Genomic DNA, 17677 nt, shown 5'->3' on the forward strand with positions numbered 1-17677 from the left:
TTCGAGTTCCGGGTGGTTGCAGGAGGTCAGCTGTTCAGGAAGCCCAGGATGTGATCGGCGACCGCCTTGGGCTGTTCGACGTGCGGGAAGTGCCCCACGCCGGGTATGGCGATGCGTTCGAGGCCGTTCGTGAACAGGTCGTCCATGCCGTCGCTCAACTGCACGGAGAAGCAGTTGTCGTCGGCACCGTGGAGGTAGAGCGACGGGACGGTGATGGCGCCGAAGGCCCGGGCCTGCAGGGACTGGGCCGCCTCGTCCGCGGGGAGCGTGAACAGCTGGCGGTAGTAGCCGAGGATCTCGGTCAGTACTCCTGGAGCACCCAGGGTCTCCTTGAGCGCGGCACGCTCCGCGTCCGGCAGTTCGTAACCGGGTGACCATTCCCGCCAGAGCCGATCGACGAGGGCGAAGTCGTCGAACTCGACGGCCCCCTCTGCCAGGGCTGTCTGGAAGAAGAACATGTACCAGCTGCGTCTCTGCTGGTCACCGTCGGTGACCAAGGCGTTCATCAGTTGACGGCCATGGGGACCCGACATGGTGACCAGCTTGCGGACACGGCTCGGGTCGAGGGTCGCAGCCCCGTACGCCGCCGCGGCTCCGAAGTCGTGGCCGATGAGATCCGCCTGTTCGCGCCCGAGCGCTTCGATCAGGGTCAGGACGTCCTGGCCGGTCGAGGCGATGCGGTAGGAGCCGTCGGGGGCCGCGCCGCCGGGCCAGTATCCGCGCTGTGCGGGCGCGACCGCCCAGTACCCTTCCTGCGCAAGGCGGTCGAGGATCCCTGCCCAGCTGGCGGCGTGGTCGGGAAACCCGTGGAGGCACACCACGAGCGGCCCGCTGCCGGCCTCGAGGATCGGAACCTCCAGTCCGCCTGCCTGAACCGTCCGACGGCGGACGCCGTCGGACGCCTGGGACCCCTTGGTCGGGGAGTCGTCGCCAAAGGGCGGTCGCTGGCTCACGTGTGTCATGAGTTCAACCTCCAAGCCGCCTTCGCGGCGTCGCGATCCGGCAAGCCCGGACCAAGGAGCAAGTAAGTGGCGTAGGGGATCGCGTACGCGCTGAGCATCCGGCTCAGGTTCGACAGCGAGGACTCGTGGACACCGCGGCCTGCAAGGCGTCGCAATGCCGGGCGGCGCGGGGGAGCATGGGTTGCTCTCCATCGCACCAGGCGTGCACGCACCCTGTCCGGGGAGTTCAGGGCGGTTGTGGACTGAACAGTCCGAAACCTAGTGGGTTCTGTACTGTCTTGTCAAATACGGCAGGGTGGCTTTACCTTCGGTCTATGGCGAGACCTCGAAGCTTCGACCGCGAACACGTCCTGCCTGCCGTCGAGCGGCAGTTCCCGGGCTGCGACGGCACGAGCGTCGACGACATCAGCGCCGCGACCGGCCTGGTCCGCGGCAGCCTCTCGCCGGAACCATGCCGGACGGCGAACCGGTCCACCAGCACTCCGTCGTTCCAGACCGCCGTGTGACACCGACCGCCGTGTGACACCGACCGCCGTGTGACGCCGACCGCCGTCTGACGCCAACACCGCATCAGATCAACTTCATTGGGGAAACGAACATGACGGAAGCCGCAGACCGGATCATCGAGGCCCTGCGCAGCGGGCACGACCACCTCGCCGCTGTGGTGCACAGACTCACCGCGGCCGATCTCACCCGCCCGTCCGGCGCGTCGGAGTGGGACGTCTCCCAGGTGCTCAGCCATCTGGGCAGCGGCGCCGAAATAGGCCTGGCCGCACTGGAGGGCGCGACGGGCGGTACGGGTGCCCCCGACGGCGACTTCAACAAGTCGGTGTGGGCCCGCTGGGACGCGATGACCCCGGCCGAGCGCGCCGAGGGCTTCGTCACCGCCAACCAGGCGCTGGTCGAACGCTACGAGGGCCTCGACGCGGGGGCCCGCAGCGACCTCCGGATCGACCTCGGCTTCCTGCCCGCGCCGGTGGACGTCGCGACCGCGGCGGGGCTCCGGCTCAGTGAGTTCACCCACCACTCATGGGACGTCGAGGTGGCCTTCGACCCGTCGACGACCCTGGCGTCCGCCGCGACCGGGCCGCTCCTCGACCAGGCCGGTTTGTTGCTGGGCTTCATCGGCAAGGCGGACGCCCTGGAGAACCGCCCCGTCGCCGTCGCGGTGCACACCACCGCCCCCGACCGCACCTTCGGTCTCTCGGTCGGCGAGACGGTCGCGCTCACCGGCGAACCCGAGAACGCCGACGCCGTCCTGACGGCCCCCGCCGAGTGGTGGCTGCGACTCGTCACCGGCCGGCACGCCCCCGTCCACACCCCGCCCTCCGTGACCCTCACCGGTGACACCGTCACCCTCGACGACCTGCGCAGGGTCTTCCCCGGGTTCTGAGCCAGGCGGCGCGGCAACGGGCACGGAAAGATGCCCTGGCCTGCGCGTTTCACTCGGGGTCGTGTCCGGATCACTGGCGAGGAAGAGAAAGTGCCTTCTGCCGTCGGTCCGCAACGGGATCAGGTGCCCGGTGATGGCACGCAGGACCGTCGATCTGCGGCAGAGGGGGCGGCGTGATCGGGTGTGTTCGGCAAAGGTCACCTCGACCTCGACGATCGGCGTCCCCAACTCACGCTCCTGTACTGCCCGTCCGTCCGGGCCGGCCGCCTCCGGGCCCTGAACGCCCACGTACGGAAGCTCATCCACGAGTGGGCAACGCGCTGGCGGCCGCCGCCTCAGCGAAACACTGCTGCGAGTGCCAAGGGTCAGGCCGTGATCAGCTCCGGTGGTACCGGCAGTGCCATGAGGCGGAGCAGTTCAGCGACCTTGGCGTCGAGTTGTGCTCCGACCTCGGCGATGCGGGGATCGCCGAAGCCGGCGAATTTGGTCGACGGCTGGTCGATGCTGAACCGTACGGGGCCGGAGGCGGTCTCGTGGATCGCGGTGCGCAGCGGGGCGTACAGGATGGTGCCGGGGTCGTGCCGGAACATGGTTTCCGCGATGACGTTGTTGCCCATCATGTACGTCACGGCGCGCAGCCGGTGTCCCGACAGCCGCATCACCGGCATCGGATCCAGCGTCCAGTAGATGGCGAACGAATGAGGTGTGTGTGCGGCGACGTAGGCCTGCAACGCCGCGAGGTCGCCTGTGCCGACCACCTCGGTGAGTTCGGCGAAGTCGATGGCGGGTACCAGCGATTCGTAGCGCCGGCGAACGTCGTCGAAGGAGTCCTCAGCGTCGATGACGAGGCGGTTGACGAGGTGGGGGACGGCCTGGGTCATGGCTCTTTCCCATGTCTGGATGGGGAGGGGTGGGGGTTGCCGGTCGTTCGGAGTCAGGCCGCGTCGAGCAGGATGCGTGCCATCTCGTCGGGGCGCTCCAGGGCGGAGAAGTGGCCGGTGCGGGGCACGGTGATGCGGTGGACGTCGGTCAGCGCGTTGGCGACCCGGTCCCGCTCGGCGGGCTTGGACCAGTCGTTCTCGCTGTAGACGAGGGTGACGGGTGCCGACACGCGCGGGTAGCGCTCGCGGGCCCGGTCGAATCCCTTGAGGCTGCGGAAGATCCCTCGGGCCACCTTGTCGTAGCCCTTGCGACGGCCGCTCCTCAGCAACTCGGTGATGAAGTCCTCGGGCAGCTTGGTCTTGTCGACGTAGCCGCCCTGCAGGATGGCCCGGAAGACGGGCCGCGGCTCCTGGGTGGCGAAGAAGGGGCCCAGCACGGGCATCCGCACGCTGGAGATGATGACGCGGGCGATCAAGTTTCCGCGTTCGCCGCCCTGGGGGTAGTCGTAGCCGTTGAACGCCACGACCCGGCTGACCCGGTCCTTCAGGTCGATCGATGCCTGCAGGGACAGGGCACCCCCGAGCGATTCGCCCGACAGGGTGACGTCGTGAAGGTCCAGTCCGCGGACGAACTCGACGACCGCGGCCCGCAGTTGCGGCTCCTCGTACTGTGCGCCGGGGACGATGTCGGACCATCCCATCCCGGGCAGATCCAGCGCGTAGACGGTGTAGTGGTCCCACAACAGCGGGATCACCCGCTGGAAGTAGTCGAGCTGGCCGCGCACGGTGTGCATCAGCACGAGGGCGGTGCCGGTGCCCACGGTGTAGTAGCGCAGCCGCGAGCCATCGGCCCGGGTGAAGAACCGCACCTCGCCGCGGCCGTTGCTCCAGGTTCTCGCGTACGTCGAGTCGGGTGACTCGTTGTGTTCCATGGTTCTGTCCTTTCAGGTGAGGAGGATGCCTCGATGCGGGCTTTTTCCCCATTTCGCTGATCCGGGCCCGCAGCCCGGCACGGGTGTTCCGCAGGAAGCCCTGGTCGGCCGGGCTCAGCGCAGCGTGTCCGCCCAGTTCGCCGGCACGCGTCCCGCCGGTCCCGGGGAGGGCTGGTCGGCGGGGTGGGCGTCCGGGGGAGCCAGGGCCGGACCGGAGTCGTACATCTCGGACGTCTCGTAGTTCCAGAACCAGGTCTCGCCCGGCTCGTAACTGCGGATCACCGGATGGCCGGTGTCCCGGAAGTGGGCGGTGGCGTGCTTGGCGGGGGAGTCGTCGCAGCAGCCGATGTGGCCGCACTGGGCGCAGCGCCGCAGATGGAACCACCAGCCGCCGTCGGCGTCGCACTCGACGCAGCCGGCACCGCTGGGCGGGACGCTGGGGTCGATTCCGGTGTCCATGGTCATGAGGGCTCCTGGGCCGGGTCGGAGACGGTGCCGGGGGCGGTGGCTGTGAGGGGGAGGAGCACCTGGAAGCGGGTGTCGCCGGGTACGGACTCGACTTTCAGGTCACCGTGGTGCTTGTTGACCACGATCCGCCAGGAGATGTCCAGCCCCAGCCCGGTGCCCTCGCCCACCGGTTTGGTGGTGAAGAACGGGTCGAAGATCCGGCCGAGGATCTCGGCCGGCACTCCCGGGCCCGTGTCGCGGAACTCCACCAGCAGCCGGTCGTGCACCACAGCAGTGCGTACGGTCAACGTGCCTTCGCCGCCCGCACTGTTGATGGCGAAGACGGCGTTGTCGATCAGGTTGGTCCACACCTGGTTCAGTTCGGCCGGGTAGGCCGGAATCCTCGGCACCGAACGGTCGTACTCCTTGACGACCTTGACCTGTGGCCCGATCTTGCCCGACAGCATCAGCAGTGTGCTGTCGAGGAGTTCGTGGACATCGGTGACCTGGTAGGGGGCGCGGTCCAGCTGCGAGTACTGCTTGGCGGCGTCGACGAGGTGCGAGATACGGGTGGTGGAGTCCTCGATCTCGGACATCAACAGCTCGGTCTCGACCGTGTAGGTGAGCCACTCGACGGCAATCTGCAGGATCTCCTGCTCGTCGACGACCGTCACGATCTGCTCCAGCCAGTCGGCGTCGATACCGCCCTGCACGAAGGTCGGTGCGATCTGCCAGCCGTTCGGGACGCCGTGGTCGTCGAGCCAGTCGCTGAGCACGTCCTCCCGGTCGGATGCTTCGAGCGGGCTCAGTGCCGGCGCCTTGGAGACCCGCTCGGCCGTACGCTCCTGGAGGTCGACCAGGGCCTTCAGCGCGTCGCCTTGGTCGGGGCCCGAGGCGATCACGCCGAGCTTGTTGCGCATGTGCGCGACCCGGTCCCGGAGCGACGCGGTGGCCCGTACGGCCGCCGCGGCCGGGTTGTTGAGCTCATGGGTGAGGCCTGCGGACAACGAGCCCAGCGCGAGCAGCCGTTCGCGCTGACCGACGGCCCGCTGAAAGGTCTGCGAACCGAGGGCGAGCCCCTCCAGGAGGTGGACCGCCATCGGGAACCACTCGTGCATGAAGTTCGCGAACGCTTCGGCGGGCAGCACGAAGAACCGCGTCGGCTCCGACACCCGCAGCGAGTTGACGTACCGCTGCGGTTTCCCGTCCCCCAGGTACGCCATCACGGCCCCCGCGTACACCCCCTGCTGGGACGTGCGGCTCACCTCGATGTCGTCGCTGCCCACCCGGCGCGACATGACGACCGTGCCCTCGATCATCACGTAGAAGCAGGCCGCCGGGTCACCTTCGATGAACACCGGCCCGGGGTCGAACAGTTCGACCCGGCCCGCGGCGCACAGCCTGTCGAGCTGCTCGGCGCTGAGCTTCTCGAACAGGAACAGCGAACTGATCTCCGCCGGGTCGCACGGCATCAGCCGCCCGCTCACGACTGCTCCCGATACCGGTGCACGAGCATCACGGCCATGGCTCCTTCTCCGACAGCGGACGCGACCCGCTTCGCGGACTCGGCGCGCGCGTCACCCGCGACGAACACGCCCGGAATGTTGGTCTCCAGGTGGTACGGCGGCCGGTCCAGCTCCCAGTCCGCCGGCGGCCGCCCGTCCGGGGTGAGGTCCGGCCCGGCCAGGATGAACCCGCGATCGTCCCGCGACACCGTGCCCTCCAGCCAGCCGGTCAGCGGGGCCGCCCCGATGAACACGAACAGCCACTGCGCGTCGACGAGTTCGGTGTGACCGCTCGTCGTGTCGCGCAACGTCAGCTGTTCCAGTTGGTTTTCGCCGTGTGCGGCCTCGACGACCGTGTGGGCCCGCACCGAGATGTTCGGCGACTCGGCGATCTGCTGGATGAGGTAGTGCGACATCGACGCGGTGAGGTCGGCTCCGCGCACCAGCAGGGTGACCGACTTGGCGCCCCTGGACAGGTACATCGCCGCCTGCCCGGCCGAGTTGGCGCCGCCGACGATGTACACGTCGTGGCCCTGGCAGGCGGCGGCCTCGGTGAGCGCGGACCCGTAGAACACCCCGCGGCCCGACAACTCGTCGGCACCCGGAGCCTCCAACTGCCGGTACGAGACACCGGTCGCCAGGATCACGCTGTGCGCCGCGATCTGCGACCCGTCCGCGAACCGCACGAGCCGCGCCGCCCCGCTGCTCTCCAGTCCGGTCACCTCCCGCGTGGTGAGGATCTCGGCGCCGAACTTGGTCGCCTGACGCCGGGCCCGGTCGGTGAGCTGGCCGCCGGACACGCCGTCGGGGAAGCCCAGGTAGTTCTCGATCCGTGAACTCTGCCCGGCCTGCCCGCCGGTCGCCGACCGCTCCACGAGCACGGTCCGCAGGCCCTCCGAGGCCCCGTAGACGGCCGCGCCCAGCCCGGCCGGACCGCCGCCGATGACGACCAGGTCGTAGAAGTCCGCGGCCGGAGTCGTCGACAGCCCCACGTGCGCGGCCAGTTCGGGCATCTCCGGCTCGACGAGCGCCGTACCGTCCGCCGTGATCACCACCGGGAGTCGCTGTCCGTCCGCACCCGCGGCGGTCAGCAGCCGCTGCCCCTCGGGCTCCTCGGTGGAGTACCAGCGGTAGGGCACCTGGTTGCGGGCCAGGAACTCCCGTACGTCCGAGGAGCGCGCCGACCAGCGGTGTCCGATCACCTTGGTGGCGGGCACCGGCCGGTAGTCACTGCACCGCCACGCCTCCAGCAGGTCGTCCAGGACCGGGTAGAGCTTCTCCTCAGGTGGGTCCCAGGGCTTGAGGAGGTAGTGGTCGAGGTCGACGACGTTGATCGCGTCGATCGCCGCGTTGGTGTCCGCGTACGCGGTCAGCAGCACGCGCCGGGCCCCCGGATACACGTCCAGGGCCTGTTCGAGGAACTCGATGCCGTTCAGCTGCGGCATGCGGTAGTCGGCCAGGATCACCGCCACGAGGTCACCGCGCAGCTTCAGCTCCCGCAGCGCCTCCAGCGCGGACTCACCGGACTCCGCGCGCACGATCCGGTACGAACCGCCGTAGCGCCGCCGCAGATCGCGGGCGACGGCGCGGGAGACCCCCGGGTCGTCGTCCACGGTCAGGATGACGGTCCGCGCAGCGTCCACGTGCGGTCGGACGGGCGACGCTGATGCCGGCTTCGGTGTCTCTGGTGTGGACATATGCGTCTCCTCGGGCGCCGCCCCGTACCGCGGGGTCAGCCGGCCAGTCGGTTGAGCTTGCGGATCTGTCCGTCGAAGGCGCTCGAGGGCACGATCCGGCGCAGGAGGCTGACGCGTCTGGCCATCGGGCCGGCGGTGTACCGGAGCTTGGGCTTGGCGTCGGTGGCGGCCGCGACGATCGCCTTCGCCACCACGTCCGGGCCGTCGGCGTTGCGCACGGCCGTGGCCAGCACGTCCCGGGAGACCTCCCGCTGTGCGGCGTAGAGGGGCAGGGGCGCGTCGGGTGCCATGCTGCTCGCCTCGAAACTCGTGCTGGTGTAGGCCGGTTCGACCAGCAGCATCCGCACGCCGTGCTCGCGGAGTTCGTGGTCGACGGACTCGGAGTAGCCCTCGACCGCGTGCTTGGTGGCGGCGTAGACGGCCATGAAGGGCGCCGGGATCAGGCCCAGGACCGAGGAGACGTTGACCACGCGGCCACTGCCCTGGGCGCGCATGTGGGGCAGCACGGCGTTGGTCATCCGCATCACGCCGAAGACGTTGATGTCGAAGACCTCCTTGGCCTGGTCGATCGAGCTCTCCTCGCCGGCGCCGACCGCGCCCACGCCCGCGTTGTTGACCAGGACGTCGATCCGGCCGAACCGCTCGATCACCTCCCCGACCAGGGAGCGGACCGACTCGTCGCTCGACACGTCGAGATCGAGGAACGTCACCCCGGCGAGCGGCTCGGCGTTCGCCGCGTTGCGGCTCGTGCCGACCACCGCGAAGCCGGCGCCCACGAGGGCGAGGGCCGCCGCCCGCCCGATCCCGGAGGAGGCGCCCGTCACGAGGGCCACTCGGGGAACTGTCTGCATGGTGGTTCCTTGGGTTGTGGGCATGGCTCCGTGGGGCGATGTCCGGTGAGTTCAGGACGTTTGTTTACTGAACAGTCCGAAACCTAGGCAGTTCTGTACTGAGTTGTCAAGAAGGGTGGATCGGCTTTACCGTCTCTGTATGGCCAGACCACGAAGCTTTGACCGCGACCACGTCCTGCATGCCGCCGAGCGGCAGTTCCGCGCCTCGGGCTACAACGGCACGAGCGTCGACGACATCAGCGCCGCCACCGGCCTGGGCCGCGGCAGCCTCTACGCCGCGTTCGACGGCAAGCACGGCGTGCTGCTGGAGGCGATGGGCGGCTACTTCGCCCGGCTGGCGCAGGGGCCGCGCAAGATGCTCGACGGACCGGACGAGGGCGCTTTGGAACGACTGCACGCATACCTGCTGCGCGCCGTCCACGGAGTGCCACTCGCCGCCGACGTGCCCCCCGCCTCCGACCGGGCGGGGTCGGCCTGCTTCGCCGCCAAGATGGCCCTGGAGATCGGCGCCTCCGACGCCGAGGTGAAGCGCCTGGCCGGCGAATGCTTCTCCGTGGTCCGGGCGGCGGTGGCCGACTGTGTGCGAGCGGCGCAGCGCAACGGGGACATCGACCCCGACGCGGACCCCGACGACCTCGCCTACCTTCTGCTGACCGTCATCCGCGGGAGCGATGTCGTGGGCGCGTACGGCCACAGCGCTGAACGCCTGACCTCGATCGCGGAGACCGCGTTCGCCTTGCTGCCCCGCCCGCGCCGGCACTGACCGGGGCACGGCCGACCTCGTCGCACAGACATCTTCTGCGGTGGTGGGCACTGCTCGGCGCTCGGTGTCCCGTGGGAGTCGACGAGTTCCGCGAACGGACGGAGGTCGCGGCCGGCGGGTCTCCGGGCGTCTCTATGAGCGCAGGTCAGGGGTTGTGCCAACGCTCGTTTTCAGCGGCCGCCCTCACCCGTGCCGTCACTCGATCTCGCTCGGGTCGCCGGACGGGGTCCGGCCCGCCTGCACGTCCTGAAGACGAGCCGTTCCCAGCTTCACGGCGGTCTCCGTGCTGTCGTGGTCCGCGCCTCCGAGGCCGCCGTTGGTGACGGTGATCGCGTCCGTGCCGACCCGCACGGCAGCGACGTCGAGGGTGAGGGTGGTGGGCGTACCGCCCGACGTGCCCTGGACCGTGACCTGCAACCCCTGCCGGGCGTCGCCCTCCTTGGGCAGCGAGGCCGCGACCACCTGGACCGTGCGCTTACCGGCCGAACTGTCCGTGGCCGTGAACTGGTCGCACTTGTCCGGCAGGCTCTTCAGCCAGGCGAAGGAGGAGTCCAGCGTGCTCTTGTCGTAGGCGGCGACCTGGTACAGCAACCGGGACTCGCCCTCCTGGAAGCCGGTGAGCGCGCTCGCGCCCGACGGCTTGCCCAGGAGGTCGTCGTCGTAGAGCGCGTCGAGGAGCTTCTGGCAGTCGGCCGCGTTCGCCTTCGCGGAGAGGAAGTCGGCCACGTCGACCTTGCCGACCAGCAGGCTGTCGTGCCAGGTGGACGCGTTCTTCACCTGGTCCCAGTCGCCCTCCAGATCCGCCTCCGTCACCAGGGCGGCCCGCGCCCCGGCCGGGGTGAGCGCGGCCGGCGACTCCTGGGCGAGCGGGGAGGAGGAGATCCGGGTGGTGTCCGCGCTCTCCGCCCCGCTGTCGTCACCGTCCGAGCAGGCGGCTGTCGTCAACAGGGCACCCGCCGCCAGGGCGGAGGCGAGCACACGGACGGGGCGGGGCGGACGCTGGGTCATCACGAGGTCTCCTGGAAGTGGGCGATGCCTTCCGATGCCTTCCATGCCACAACCGCCGCCGCCGTACGACCAGCGCACCGGGCTGTTCGAGTGAGTGCGGGGGGTGAGGGAAAACCGGTGGCGGGCGCGACGCCGGCCCCCTAGGGTGAAGACCGCTTCGCACGACGGCGCACGGCTGTCGTGCCCTACGAGCTGGGACGAGAGGAGGTGTCGACCGATGGCTGTCTTTGCGATGAGCGCTGCCCGCATCCAGATCATCAAGTCCACCTCCGTGGCCGTCGGCTGACCTCGATTCCCCGTGCCGGGCCACCCTTGTGAAGGGTCTCCCTTGACTTCCACCTCCGTTTTCACCGCTCTCGCTCCCTACGGCTGGGACGAGGCATGGGCGGACGCGTTCGCCCCCTACGAGCCCGAGGGGCTCATCCCCGGCCGCGTGGTCCGGGTCGACCGCGGGCAGTGCGACATCGTCACCGCCGACGGCATGCTCCGGGCCGACACGGCCTTCGTCACCCCGCACGACCCGATGCGGGTCCTGTGCACCGGCGACTGGGCCGTCGTCGAGCCCGGGGGCAACCCGCGCTACGTACGGACGTATCTGTCGCGCCGTACCGCCTTCGTACGCTCCACCTCCTCCAAGCGGTCCGAGGGGCAGATCCTCGCGGCCAACGTCGACCACGCGATCGTCGCCGTGTCGCTCGCCGTCGAACTCGACCTCGGCCGTATCGAACGCTTCCTGGCCCTGGCCTGGGAGTCCGGGGCGCAGCCCGTCGTCGTGCTCACCAAGGCCGACCTGGTGCCGGACGCGGTCACGCTCTCGCATCTCGTGCAGGACGTGGAGACGACGGCTCCCGGGGTGCCGGTGCTGACCGTCAGCGCGCTGGACGGGGAAGGGCTCGACGTCCTCGTCGCGGTCGTCTCCGGCGGTACGACCGTGCTGCTCGGACAGTCCGGCGCGGGGAAGTCCACGCTGGCCAACGTGCTCGTGGGCGAGGACGTGATGCAGGTGCACACCACGCGGGACGTCGACGGGAAGGGCCGTCATACGACCACCACCCGCAACCTGCTCGCCCTGCCGGGCGGGGGCGTGCTGATCGACACACCCGGCCTCAGGGGCGTGGGGCTGTGGGACGCCGAGGTCGGGGTCGGACAGGTGTTCTCGGAGATCGAGGAACTGGCCGAACGGTGCCGGTTCCACGACTGTGCCCACGAGAGCGAGCCGGGGTGCGCGGTCCTGGCCGCGATCGCCTCCGGCGAGCTGGCGGAACGGCGGCTGGAGAGCTACCGGAAGCTGATCCGCGAGAACCAGCGGATCGTGGCCAAGACCGACGCGCGGCTCCGTTCGGAGATCCGGAAGGAGTGGAAGAAGCGGGGGGCGCAGGGGAAGGCGGCGATGGAGGCGAAGCGGGGGCGCTGGGCGTAGTCGTCCGGGTGCGGCCGGGTCCTGCCTGGCTGCACCCGCCTGCTTGGGGGCGCGGGGAACTGCGCGACCAGCCACGACGCACCGGCACTCGGCCACGTACCCGTCCCCCCCACCTCCCCGCACCGCGCTGTCCGATTTCCGCCAGCGGCACCCCCGCGCACGGCGGACACTGGAACGCGTGATGGACGAAGACACCAGGTACGAAGCCGTCCGCAGTCGGGACGCCCGGTTCGACGGGGAGTTCTTCTTCGCTGTCCAGACGACCGGCATCTACTGCCGGCCCAGCTGCCCCGCGGTGACCCCGAAGCGTCACAACGTCCGCTTCTACCCGACGGCCGCCGCCGCGCAGGGCTCGGGATTCCGGGCCTGCCGACGGTGCCGTCCGGACGCCGTGCCCGGCTCAGCCGACTGGAACGTCCGGGCCGACGTCGTGGGCCGGGCGATGCGCCTGATCGGCGACGGGGTCGTCGACCGGGAGGGCGTCGCCGGGCTCGCCGACCGCCTCGGCTACAGCGCACGGCAGGTCCAGCGCCAGCTCACCGCGGAGCTCGGCGCCGGCCCCGTCGCCCTGGCCCGCGCCCAGCGCGCCCACACCGCCCGCGTGCTGCTCCAGACCACCGGCCTGCCGGTCACGGAGATCGCCTTCGCGTCGGGCTTCGCCAGCGTGCGGCAGTTCAACGACACGGTCCGGGAGATCTACGCCACCACACCCACCGCCCTCCGGGCCGCCGCCCGGACCGCCCGCCGCGCGGCCACCCCCACGGCGGGCATTCCGCTACGGCTCGCCCACCGCGGCCCCTACCGGTCCGCCGCCGTCTTCGACCTGCTGGCGAGCGAGGCCGTCCCCGGCGTCGAGGAGGTCACCGGAACACCGGGCCGGCGCACCTACCGCCGTACCCTCCGCCTCCCGCACGGCACCGGAATCGTCGCCGTCCTCGAACGCCCCGGCACACTCCGGACCACCTCCGGCGCCCACCCCGGCGGCTGGCTCGACGCCCACCTGCACCTGACCGACCCCCGCGACCTGACCACCGCCGTCGGACGGCTGCGGCGCCTGTTCGACCTCGACGCCGATCCCTACGCCGTCGACGAACGCCTCGGCGCGGACACCCGGCTCGCCCCGCTGGTCGCCGCCCGCCCGGGACTCCGCTCGCCCGGCGCCGCCGACCCCGAGGAGCTCGCCGTACGGGCCCTGGTGGGCCGGGACGAAACCGAACGGCTCGTCCAGCGCCACGGCAAGACCCTGGACGCCCCCTGCGGCAGCCTCACCCACCTCTTCCCCGAGCCCGCCGCCCTCACGGAGACCGCCGGTCCCCTGCGCGCGCTCGCCACCGCCCTCGCCGACGGTGCCGTACGACTGGACCCGGGCGCCGACCGCGACGAGGCGCAGCACGCGCTGCTCGCCCTGCCCGGCCTGGACGCCCGTACCGTCGCCGTCATCCGCAGACGCGCGCTCGGCGACCCCGACGTCGCCCCACCCGGCCTCGACACCCCCGACACCTGGCGCCCCTGGCGCTCCTACGCCTGGCAACACCTGCGCGCAGCAGGAGAGTTGGAGTCATCATGACCACCCGCTGGACCCGCCTCGACAGCCCCGTCGGCGAGCTGCTCCTCACCGCCGACGAGACCGGCGCACTGACCTCGCTCTCCGTGCCCGGGCAGAAGAACGGCCGTACCGTCCAGGAGAGTTGGCGGCACGACCCCGGCCCCTTCCGGGCGGCCCGCGAGCAGCTCGCCGCCTACTTCGCCGGTGAACTCAAGGAGTTCCAGCTGGAGTTGCGCCCCGAGGGCACCGAGTTCCGCACCCGGGTCTGGGACGCCCTCGACGACGTGCCGTACGGGGCGACCACGACGTACGGCGAGATCGCCGCCCGTGTCGGTGCCTCCCGGGTCGCCGTCCGGGCCGTCGGCGGCGCGATCGGCGCCAACCCGCTGCTGATCCTCCGCCCGTGCCACCGCGTGATCGGCGCGAACGGCTCCCTGACCGGATACGCGGGCGGCCTGGAGCGCAAGACGACCCTGCTCACCCTGGAGGGCTCGCTCTAGGACTCCTCCAGTCCCCAGCTGTGGATGCGGCGCGGATGGATGCGGATCAGCTCCTCGCTGAAGTGAGGGCCCAACTCGTGCGGCCCGGTGAGGAGTTCCGCCTCCCCGCGGATGTCGATGCCGCGCACCGTCCACGGCTTCAGGCTGACGATGTCGTCGACGACCAGCGCGACCTTCGGGTTCTTCTGGAGGTTGCGCCACTTCTTGGTCCGGCCCAGCGCGTAGCCGCCGATCAGGATGGTGCCGTCGTCCCGCGGGAAGAAGCCGACCGGGTTCGCCTGCGGCTGCCCGTGCTGATCGACGGTGGCCAGCCGTCCCAGCCGCTGTGACGTCAGGTACGCGCGCTCGGCCTCGCTGAATGCGGTCATGGCAGACACCCAAACACGCGCGCGACCACCGCACATCGGAATCCCGGCCCAGGACCGCGGTCCTACGTCAGCCCCACAGCACCGTCCCCAGCCACGCGCCCATGATGAGCAGACAGGTGAACAGCTCCGCCAGCACGCTGGAGCCGCCCGAGCGCATCGCCTGCCGCAGGGCGGCCCGCGCCTCGCCGTGCCGGCCCAGGCGCAGGCGTTCCGAGACGTAGATGCCGGCCATGAAACCGGGGATCGCGCCGAGCACGGGGATCAGGAAGAACCCGAGGAAGGCGCCGAGACCGGCGTACACCGCCATGCGCGGGGTGGCTCCGCTCTCCCGCAGTCGGCGGGGTGGCAGCGCCCAGCGCACCACCTGGGACAGGAACAGGGCGACGGTGGCCGACACGAGCACGAACCAGGCGACCGGCTGCGGATCCTTCAGCGCCCACCACAGGACCGCTGCCCACACCAGCCACGACCCCGGCACGCCGGGCACCAGAACGCCGACCAGGCCGAACAGCATGACCAGGCCGACCAGCAGGAGGTCCCACACTCCCATTCGTCCAGGGTGCAGGAGGGGGTGGGGAAGCGCAGGTCAGCGACGTCACCTCTCCGGCCGTCTCTTTCGCCACACGTGTTCGACGGCTCACTCGACACGCCGTTCGAGGCACCCGGTCGTGCCCCATTTTTGCGGATGCCCCGTTTTCATACGGCTCCCGCGGTGGACAATTGGGGGCATGAGCCAGCAGGGGGGTAGGCCCACGGGTCACGAGGACGACTGGTGGGGGCAGCTGTACGACTCCACGGGCGACACGGGCCCCACACCGGCCCCGGACACCCTGGACGACCGCTTCGCCTCGGCGGCGGGGGCGGTGGAGGACGAGGGCGGGGGCGACGGCGGGGCGAGCCGCCGGGCCACTGCCGGTGTTCCGGCGCCGCGGGGTCCTGAGCGGCGGGTTCCCGAGCGGAGCTTTCCTGAGCGGCGGGTTCCCGAGCCGACGGATGTGCCGCCCGGCCGCGGCGTCGACCGTGCCGTCCCGGAGTCGCCGTCCGACCCCGTCCAGGGCCCGGTGGCCTTTCCACCCGGCCCCACACCCCCCGGCTTCGACGAGCGCGCCCCGTCGGACCCGCCCCCATCGCTCTCCGTCCCCCGCACGTCCACGGAGACACCCCCCGTCACGAACGTCCCGGCGTCCCGCCGTCCCCCTGACGCTCCCAGCCCACCCACGACAGCACCCCCACCCCCCACGACACCGCCTCCGGGGGACGGGGGCCGGGGTGGGGTAGGCGCTTCCGCACAGGGGGGCGGCCGCTTTGCTTCCGAGGATCAGGGCGACGGCGTCTCCGGCCGGGCGGGTTCGCGGGGCGAGGGCGGTGCCGCACCGGGCGACGACCGGATCGGTCGCAGCAACCCCGGTGACTTCGGCGACGTTGATCTGAGCGCCGGTGCGGACTTGCGCGAGGGGGCCGCGGGCGGCAGGCGAGACACCTCCGCGCAGGTCGGCCCTCACGGCCCCGGAAGCCCATCCGGCCGACGCGACGAACGCAGCACCCACCACGTCGAAGGGGACTGGTGGGCCACCCCGGCTCCCAAGGCCAACGCCCCGACCCCGGGCTCCGAAGCCAACGCCCCGACCCCGGGCTCCGAGATCGGCGCCGCAGCCTGGGGCGCCGAGGCCACCGACCCCGCCCCGGAGCCCCCTGGGACCTCCGCCCACACGGGCCCAGGCTCCACCCAGCCCAACCCGACGCCCGCCCAGGACCCCCACTCGAACCCTGGCGCGTCCGCCTCCCCACAGCCCGGCGAAACCGCAGCCAACCGCGATCCCGAGCCGGGCCCCTACCCGGCGCCGGGCCCCACTCCCGCATCCGGTCCCCGCCGCCCAGCCGTCTCCGATCCTCGGCCGGACTCCACTCCCGGCCCCGGTTTCCATCCGGCGCCGGGCCCCACTCCCGCATCCGGTCCCCGCCCCCCAGCCGTCTCCGATCCTCGGCCGGACTCCACCCCCGACCCCGGTTTCCATCCGGCGCCGGGCCCCCCGGCCGTCTCCGATCCTCGGCCGGACTCCACCCCCGACCCCGGTCTCCATTCGGGGCTCGGCCCCACCCCCGCATCCGTTCCCCGTCCCACAGCCGCCCCCGACCCGACCTCACCCCCCGGATTCGTCCCGGCCCCCGCAGCCGATCCGTACTCCGCGCAGGGTTCCGGCAGCGCAGCGGATTCCGCCTCCACCCCCCGTTTCCATTCGGCCTCCGGCCCCACCCCCCGCATCCGTTCCCCCTCCCACAGCCGCCCCCGACAGCGCGCCCGACCCGACCTCAGCCCCTGGCCCCGCCCCCAACCCCGCAGCCGCCCCTCACCCCCTCCGCACAGCCACCCGAGTAGATCTCCCCATGCTCCCTCCCGTCCCCGTCGGGTTCGTCGGGTCCGGGCCTCCTACCTACGACGCCGAGCCCACCGCGCTCCCGCCCGCGGACCCCGATGAGCTCGACGATCTCGTGGCGGACACCGTGCTGGACGGGGCCAGGTACGGGGCGTGCACCTTGCGGGCGGTGTCCGTGCGGGGGGACTCCGCGCGGTTCCGGGGGGAGCCGCGGAGGGACTCGCTGCTCACCGCCCGTTTCGGGACCGGCGAGCAGGCGCTGGTCCTCGTCGCCATGGCCACCGGCGCCCGCGCCACCCCCGGTGCGCACCGGGCCGCCGCCGAGGCCTGTCAGTGGATCGCGCGGGCCGTAGGACGAAGTCATGCCCGGCTCGCCCAGGACATCGGTGCCGCCAGACGCGGTGACCTGAAGTCCGGCCTGCACCGCCTCACCGACCGCAGCCTCGGCAAGCTGCGGGCCAGCGCCGCCGAGCAGGGCATCGACCCGGAGGAGTACGCGGCCACCCTGCGCTGTCTGCTGCTGCCCGCCGACCCCGACTGCCGGGTCCGGGTGTTCTTCGGCGTCGGCGACGGCGGCCTCTTCCGGCTCCGCGACGGCGAGTGGCACGACATCGAACCCCTGGTCACCGACGCCACCGGCGAACCCGTCGTCGGCTTCGGCTCGCTGCCCGCCGAGACCCCCGAGGGCGACCGCCTCACCATGGACCTCGGCATCCCCACACCCCCGAGCCCCTACGAACCCGCCCCGGAACCGCCCCGCGCACCCTTCCGCTTCCGTGCCTCCGTCGCCCGCCCGGGTGACACCCTCCTGATGTGCACCGGCGGCCTCGCCGAACCCCTGCGCGGCGAACCCGGACTGTGCGAGTACCTCACGGGACGGTGGTCGGGACCCCCGCCCGGCCTCGCCGCGTTCCTCGCCGACTCCCAAGTCCGGGTCAAGGGATACGCCGACGACCGTACGGCCGCGGCGGTTTGGGAGGCGTGATCGCGGCCATTGTGGATTGATGGACCCAAGGAGACCGAAGGGGT

The 17677-nt window shown here is 71.4% G+C and carries 16 protein-coding genes and 1 pseudogene; 7 read left to right on the top strand and 10 right to left on the bottom strand.

All coding sequences use genetic code 11. From position 1 onward, the window contains the following. Positions 1-26: 26 nt before the first annotated feature. Positions 27-962 carry an alpha/beta fold hydrolase gene (locus AC2XR2_RS34870; protein ID WP_491517216.1) on the bottom strand — a complete coding sequence of 312 codons (936 nt, stop codon included), beginning with the start codon at positions 960-962 and terminating at the stop codon, positions 27-29. 314 nt (positions 963-1276) lie between these two features. On the opposite strand from AC2XR2_RS34870, the pseudogene AC2XR2_RS34875 reads away from it, so the two are divergent. Together AC2XR2_RS34875 and AC2XR2_RS34880 are read left to right on the top strand one after the other, a co-directional pair. Then, a pseudogene (locus AC2XR2_RS34875) lies at positions 1277-1402 on the top strand (TetR/AcrR family transcriptional regulator); the annotation flags it as partial. 158 nt (positions 1403-1560) lie between these two features. Then, on the top strand, positions 1561-2355 hold the full coding sequence (locus AC2XR2_RS34880; protein WP_491517217.1) for a maleylpyruvate isomerase family mycothiol-dependent enzyme: 795 nt from the start codon (positions 1561-1563) through the stop codon (positions 2353-2355). Positions 2356-2720: 365 nt separating this feature from the next. Here the strand turns inward: AC2XR2_RS34880 and AC2XR2_RS34885 are convergent, their stop codons facing one another. The 6 genes from AC2XR2_RS34885 to AC2XR2_RS34910 form a co-directional block, all read right to left on the bottom strand. Beyond that, positions 2721-3236: a DUF302 domain-containing protein gene (locus tag AC2XR2_RS34885; protein WP_381303002.1), complete on the bottom strand. Its 516-nt coding sequence runs from the start codon at positions 3234-3236 to the stop codon at positions 2721-2723. Between the two features lie 53 nt (positions 3237-3289). Beyond that, positions 3290-4168: an alpha/beta fold hydrolase gene (locus tag AC2XR2_RS34890; protein ID WP_491517218.1), complete on the bottom strand. Its 879-nt coding sequence runs from the start codon at positions 4166-4168 to the stop codon at positions 3290-3292. Positions 4169-4282: 114 nt separating this feature from the next. Continuing rightward, positions 4283-4633, bottom strand: coding sequence for a UBP-type zinc finger domain-containing protein (locus AC2XR2_RS34895; RefSeq protein WP_381303000.1), 351 nt, complete (start codon positions 4631-4633; stop codon positions 4283-4285). Next, positions 4630-6087, bottom strand: coding sequence for an ATP-binding protein (locus AC2XR2_RS34900; protein WP_491518555.1), 1458 nt, complete (start codon positions 6085-6087; stop codon positions 4630-4632). The genes AC2XR2_RS34895 and AC2XR2_RS34900 overlap by 4 nt, the downstream gene beginning before the upstream one ends. An 11-nt stretch (positions 6088-6098) precedes the next feature. After that, positions 6099-7817, bottom strand: coding sequence for an NAD(P)/FAD-dependent oxidoreductase (locus AC2XR2_RS34905; RefSeq protein WP_491517219.1), 1719 nt, complete (start codon positions 7815-7817; stop codon positions 6099-6101). Positions 7818-7852: 35 nt separating this feature from the next. Continuing rightward, on the bottom strand, positions 7853-8668 hold the full coding sequence (locus tag AC2XR2_RS34910; RefSeq protein ID WP_491517220.1) for an oxidoreductase: 816 nt from the start codon (positions 8666-8668) through the stop codon (positions 7853-7855). Positions 8669-8807: 139 nt separating this feature from the next. On the opposite strand from AC2XR2_RS34910, the gene AC2XR2_RS34915 reads away from it, so the two are divergent. Continuing rightward, positions 8808-9431 carry a TetR/AcrR family transcriptional regulator gene (locus tag AC2XR2_RS34915; protein WP_449349343.1) on the top strand — a complete coding sequence of 208 codons (624 nt, stop codon included), beginning with the start codon at positions 8808-8810 and terminating at the stop codon, positions 9429-9431. A gap of 195 nt (positions 9432-9626) precedes the next feature. On the opposite strand, the gene AC2XR2_RS34920 is transcribed toward AC2XR2_RS34915, so the two are convergent. Further along, positions 9627-10439, bottom strand: coding sequence for a hypothetical protein (locus AC2XR2_RS34920; RefSeq protein WP_449349342.1), 813 nt, complete (start codon positions 10437-10439; stop codon positions 9627-9629). 328 nt (positions 10440-10767) lie between these two features. On the opposite strand from AC2XR2_RS34920, the gene rsgA reads away from it, so the two are divergent. From rsgA to AC2XR2_RS34935, 3 genes are all read left to right on the top strand, one after another. After that, positions 10768-11859, top strand: a complete 1092-nt coding sequence (gene rsgA / locus AC2XR2_RS34925; protein WP_491517221.1) for a ribosome small subunit-dependent GTPase A — start codon at positions 10768-10770, stop codon at positions 11857-11859. Between the two features lie 181 nt (positions 11860-12040). Beyond that, on the top strand, positions 12041-13426 hold the full coding sequence (locus AC2XR2_RS34930) for a DNA-3-methyladenine glycosylase 2 family protein (protein WP_491518556.1): 1386 nt from the start codon (positions 12041-12043) through the stop codon (positions 13424-13426). After that, a complete protein-coding gene (locus AC2XR2_RS34935) occupies positions 13423-13905 on the top strand; it encodes a methylated-DNA--[protein]-cysteine S-methyltransferase (RefSeq protein ID WP_330263649.1) in 483 nt (160 codons plus the stop codon). The genes AC2XR2_RS34930 and AC2XR2_RS34935 overlap by 4 nt, the downstream gene beginning before the upstream one ends. Here the strand turns inward: AC2XR2_RS34935 and AC2XR2_RS34940 are convergent. After that, positions 13902-14273: a PPOX class F420-dependent oxidoreductase gene (locus tag AC2XR2_RS34940; protein ID WP_491517222.1), complete on the bottom strand. Its 372-nt coding sequence runs from the start codon at positions 14271-14273 to the stop codon at positions 13902-13904. The two genes, AC2XR2_RS34935 and AC2XR2_RS34940, sit on opposite strands and share 4 nt — an antisense overlap. Positions 14274-14340: 67 nt before the next feature. After that, on the bottom strand, positions 14341-14823 hold the full coding sequence (locus AC2XR2_RS34945) for a DUF456 domain-containing protein (RefSeq protein ID WP_330263647.1): 483 nt from the start codon (positions 14821-14823) through the stop codon (positions 14341-14343). Between the two features lie 1835 nt (positions 14824-16658). Here AC2XR2_RS34945 and AC2XR2_RS34950 point away from each other — a divergent pair. Further along, on the top strand, positions 16659-17633 hold the full coding sequence (locus AC2XR2_RS34950) for a protein phosphatase 2C domain-containing protein (RefSeq protein ID WP_491517223.1): 975 nt from the start codon (positions 16659-16661) through the stop codon (positions 17631-17633). Positions 17634-17677 lie beyond the last annotated feature (44 nt).

It is taken from the genome of Streptomyces sp. LS-MS-L19, from assembly GCF_058382285.1.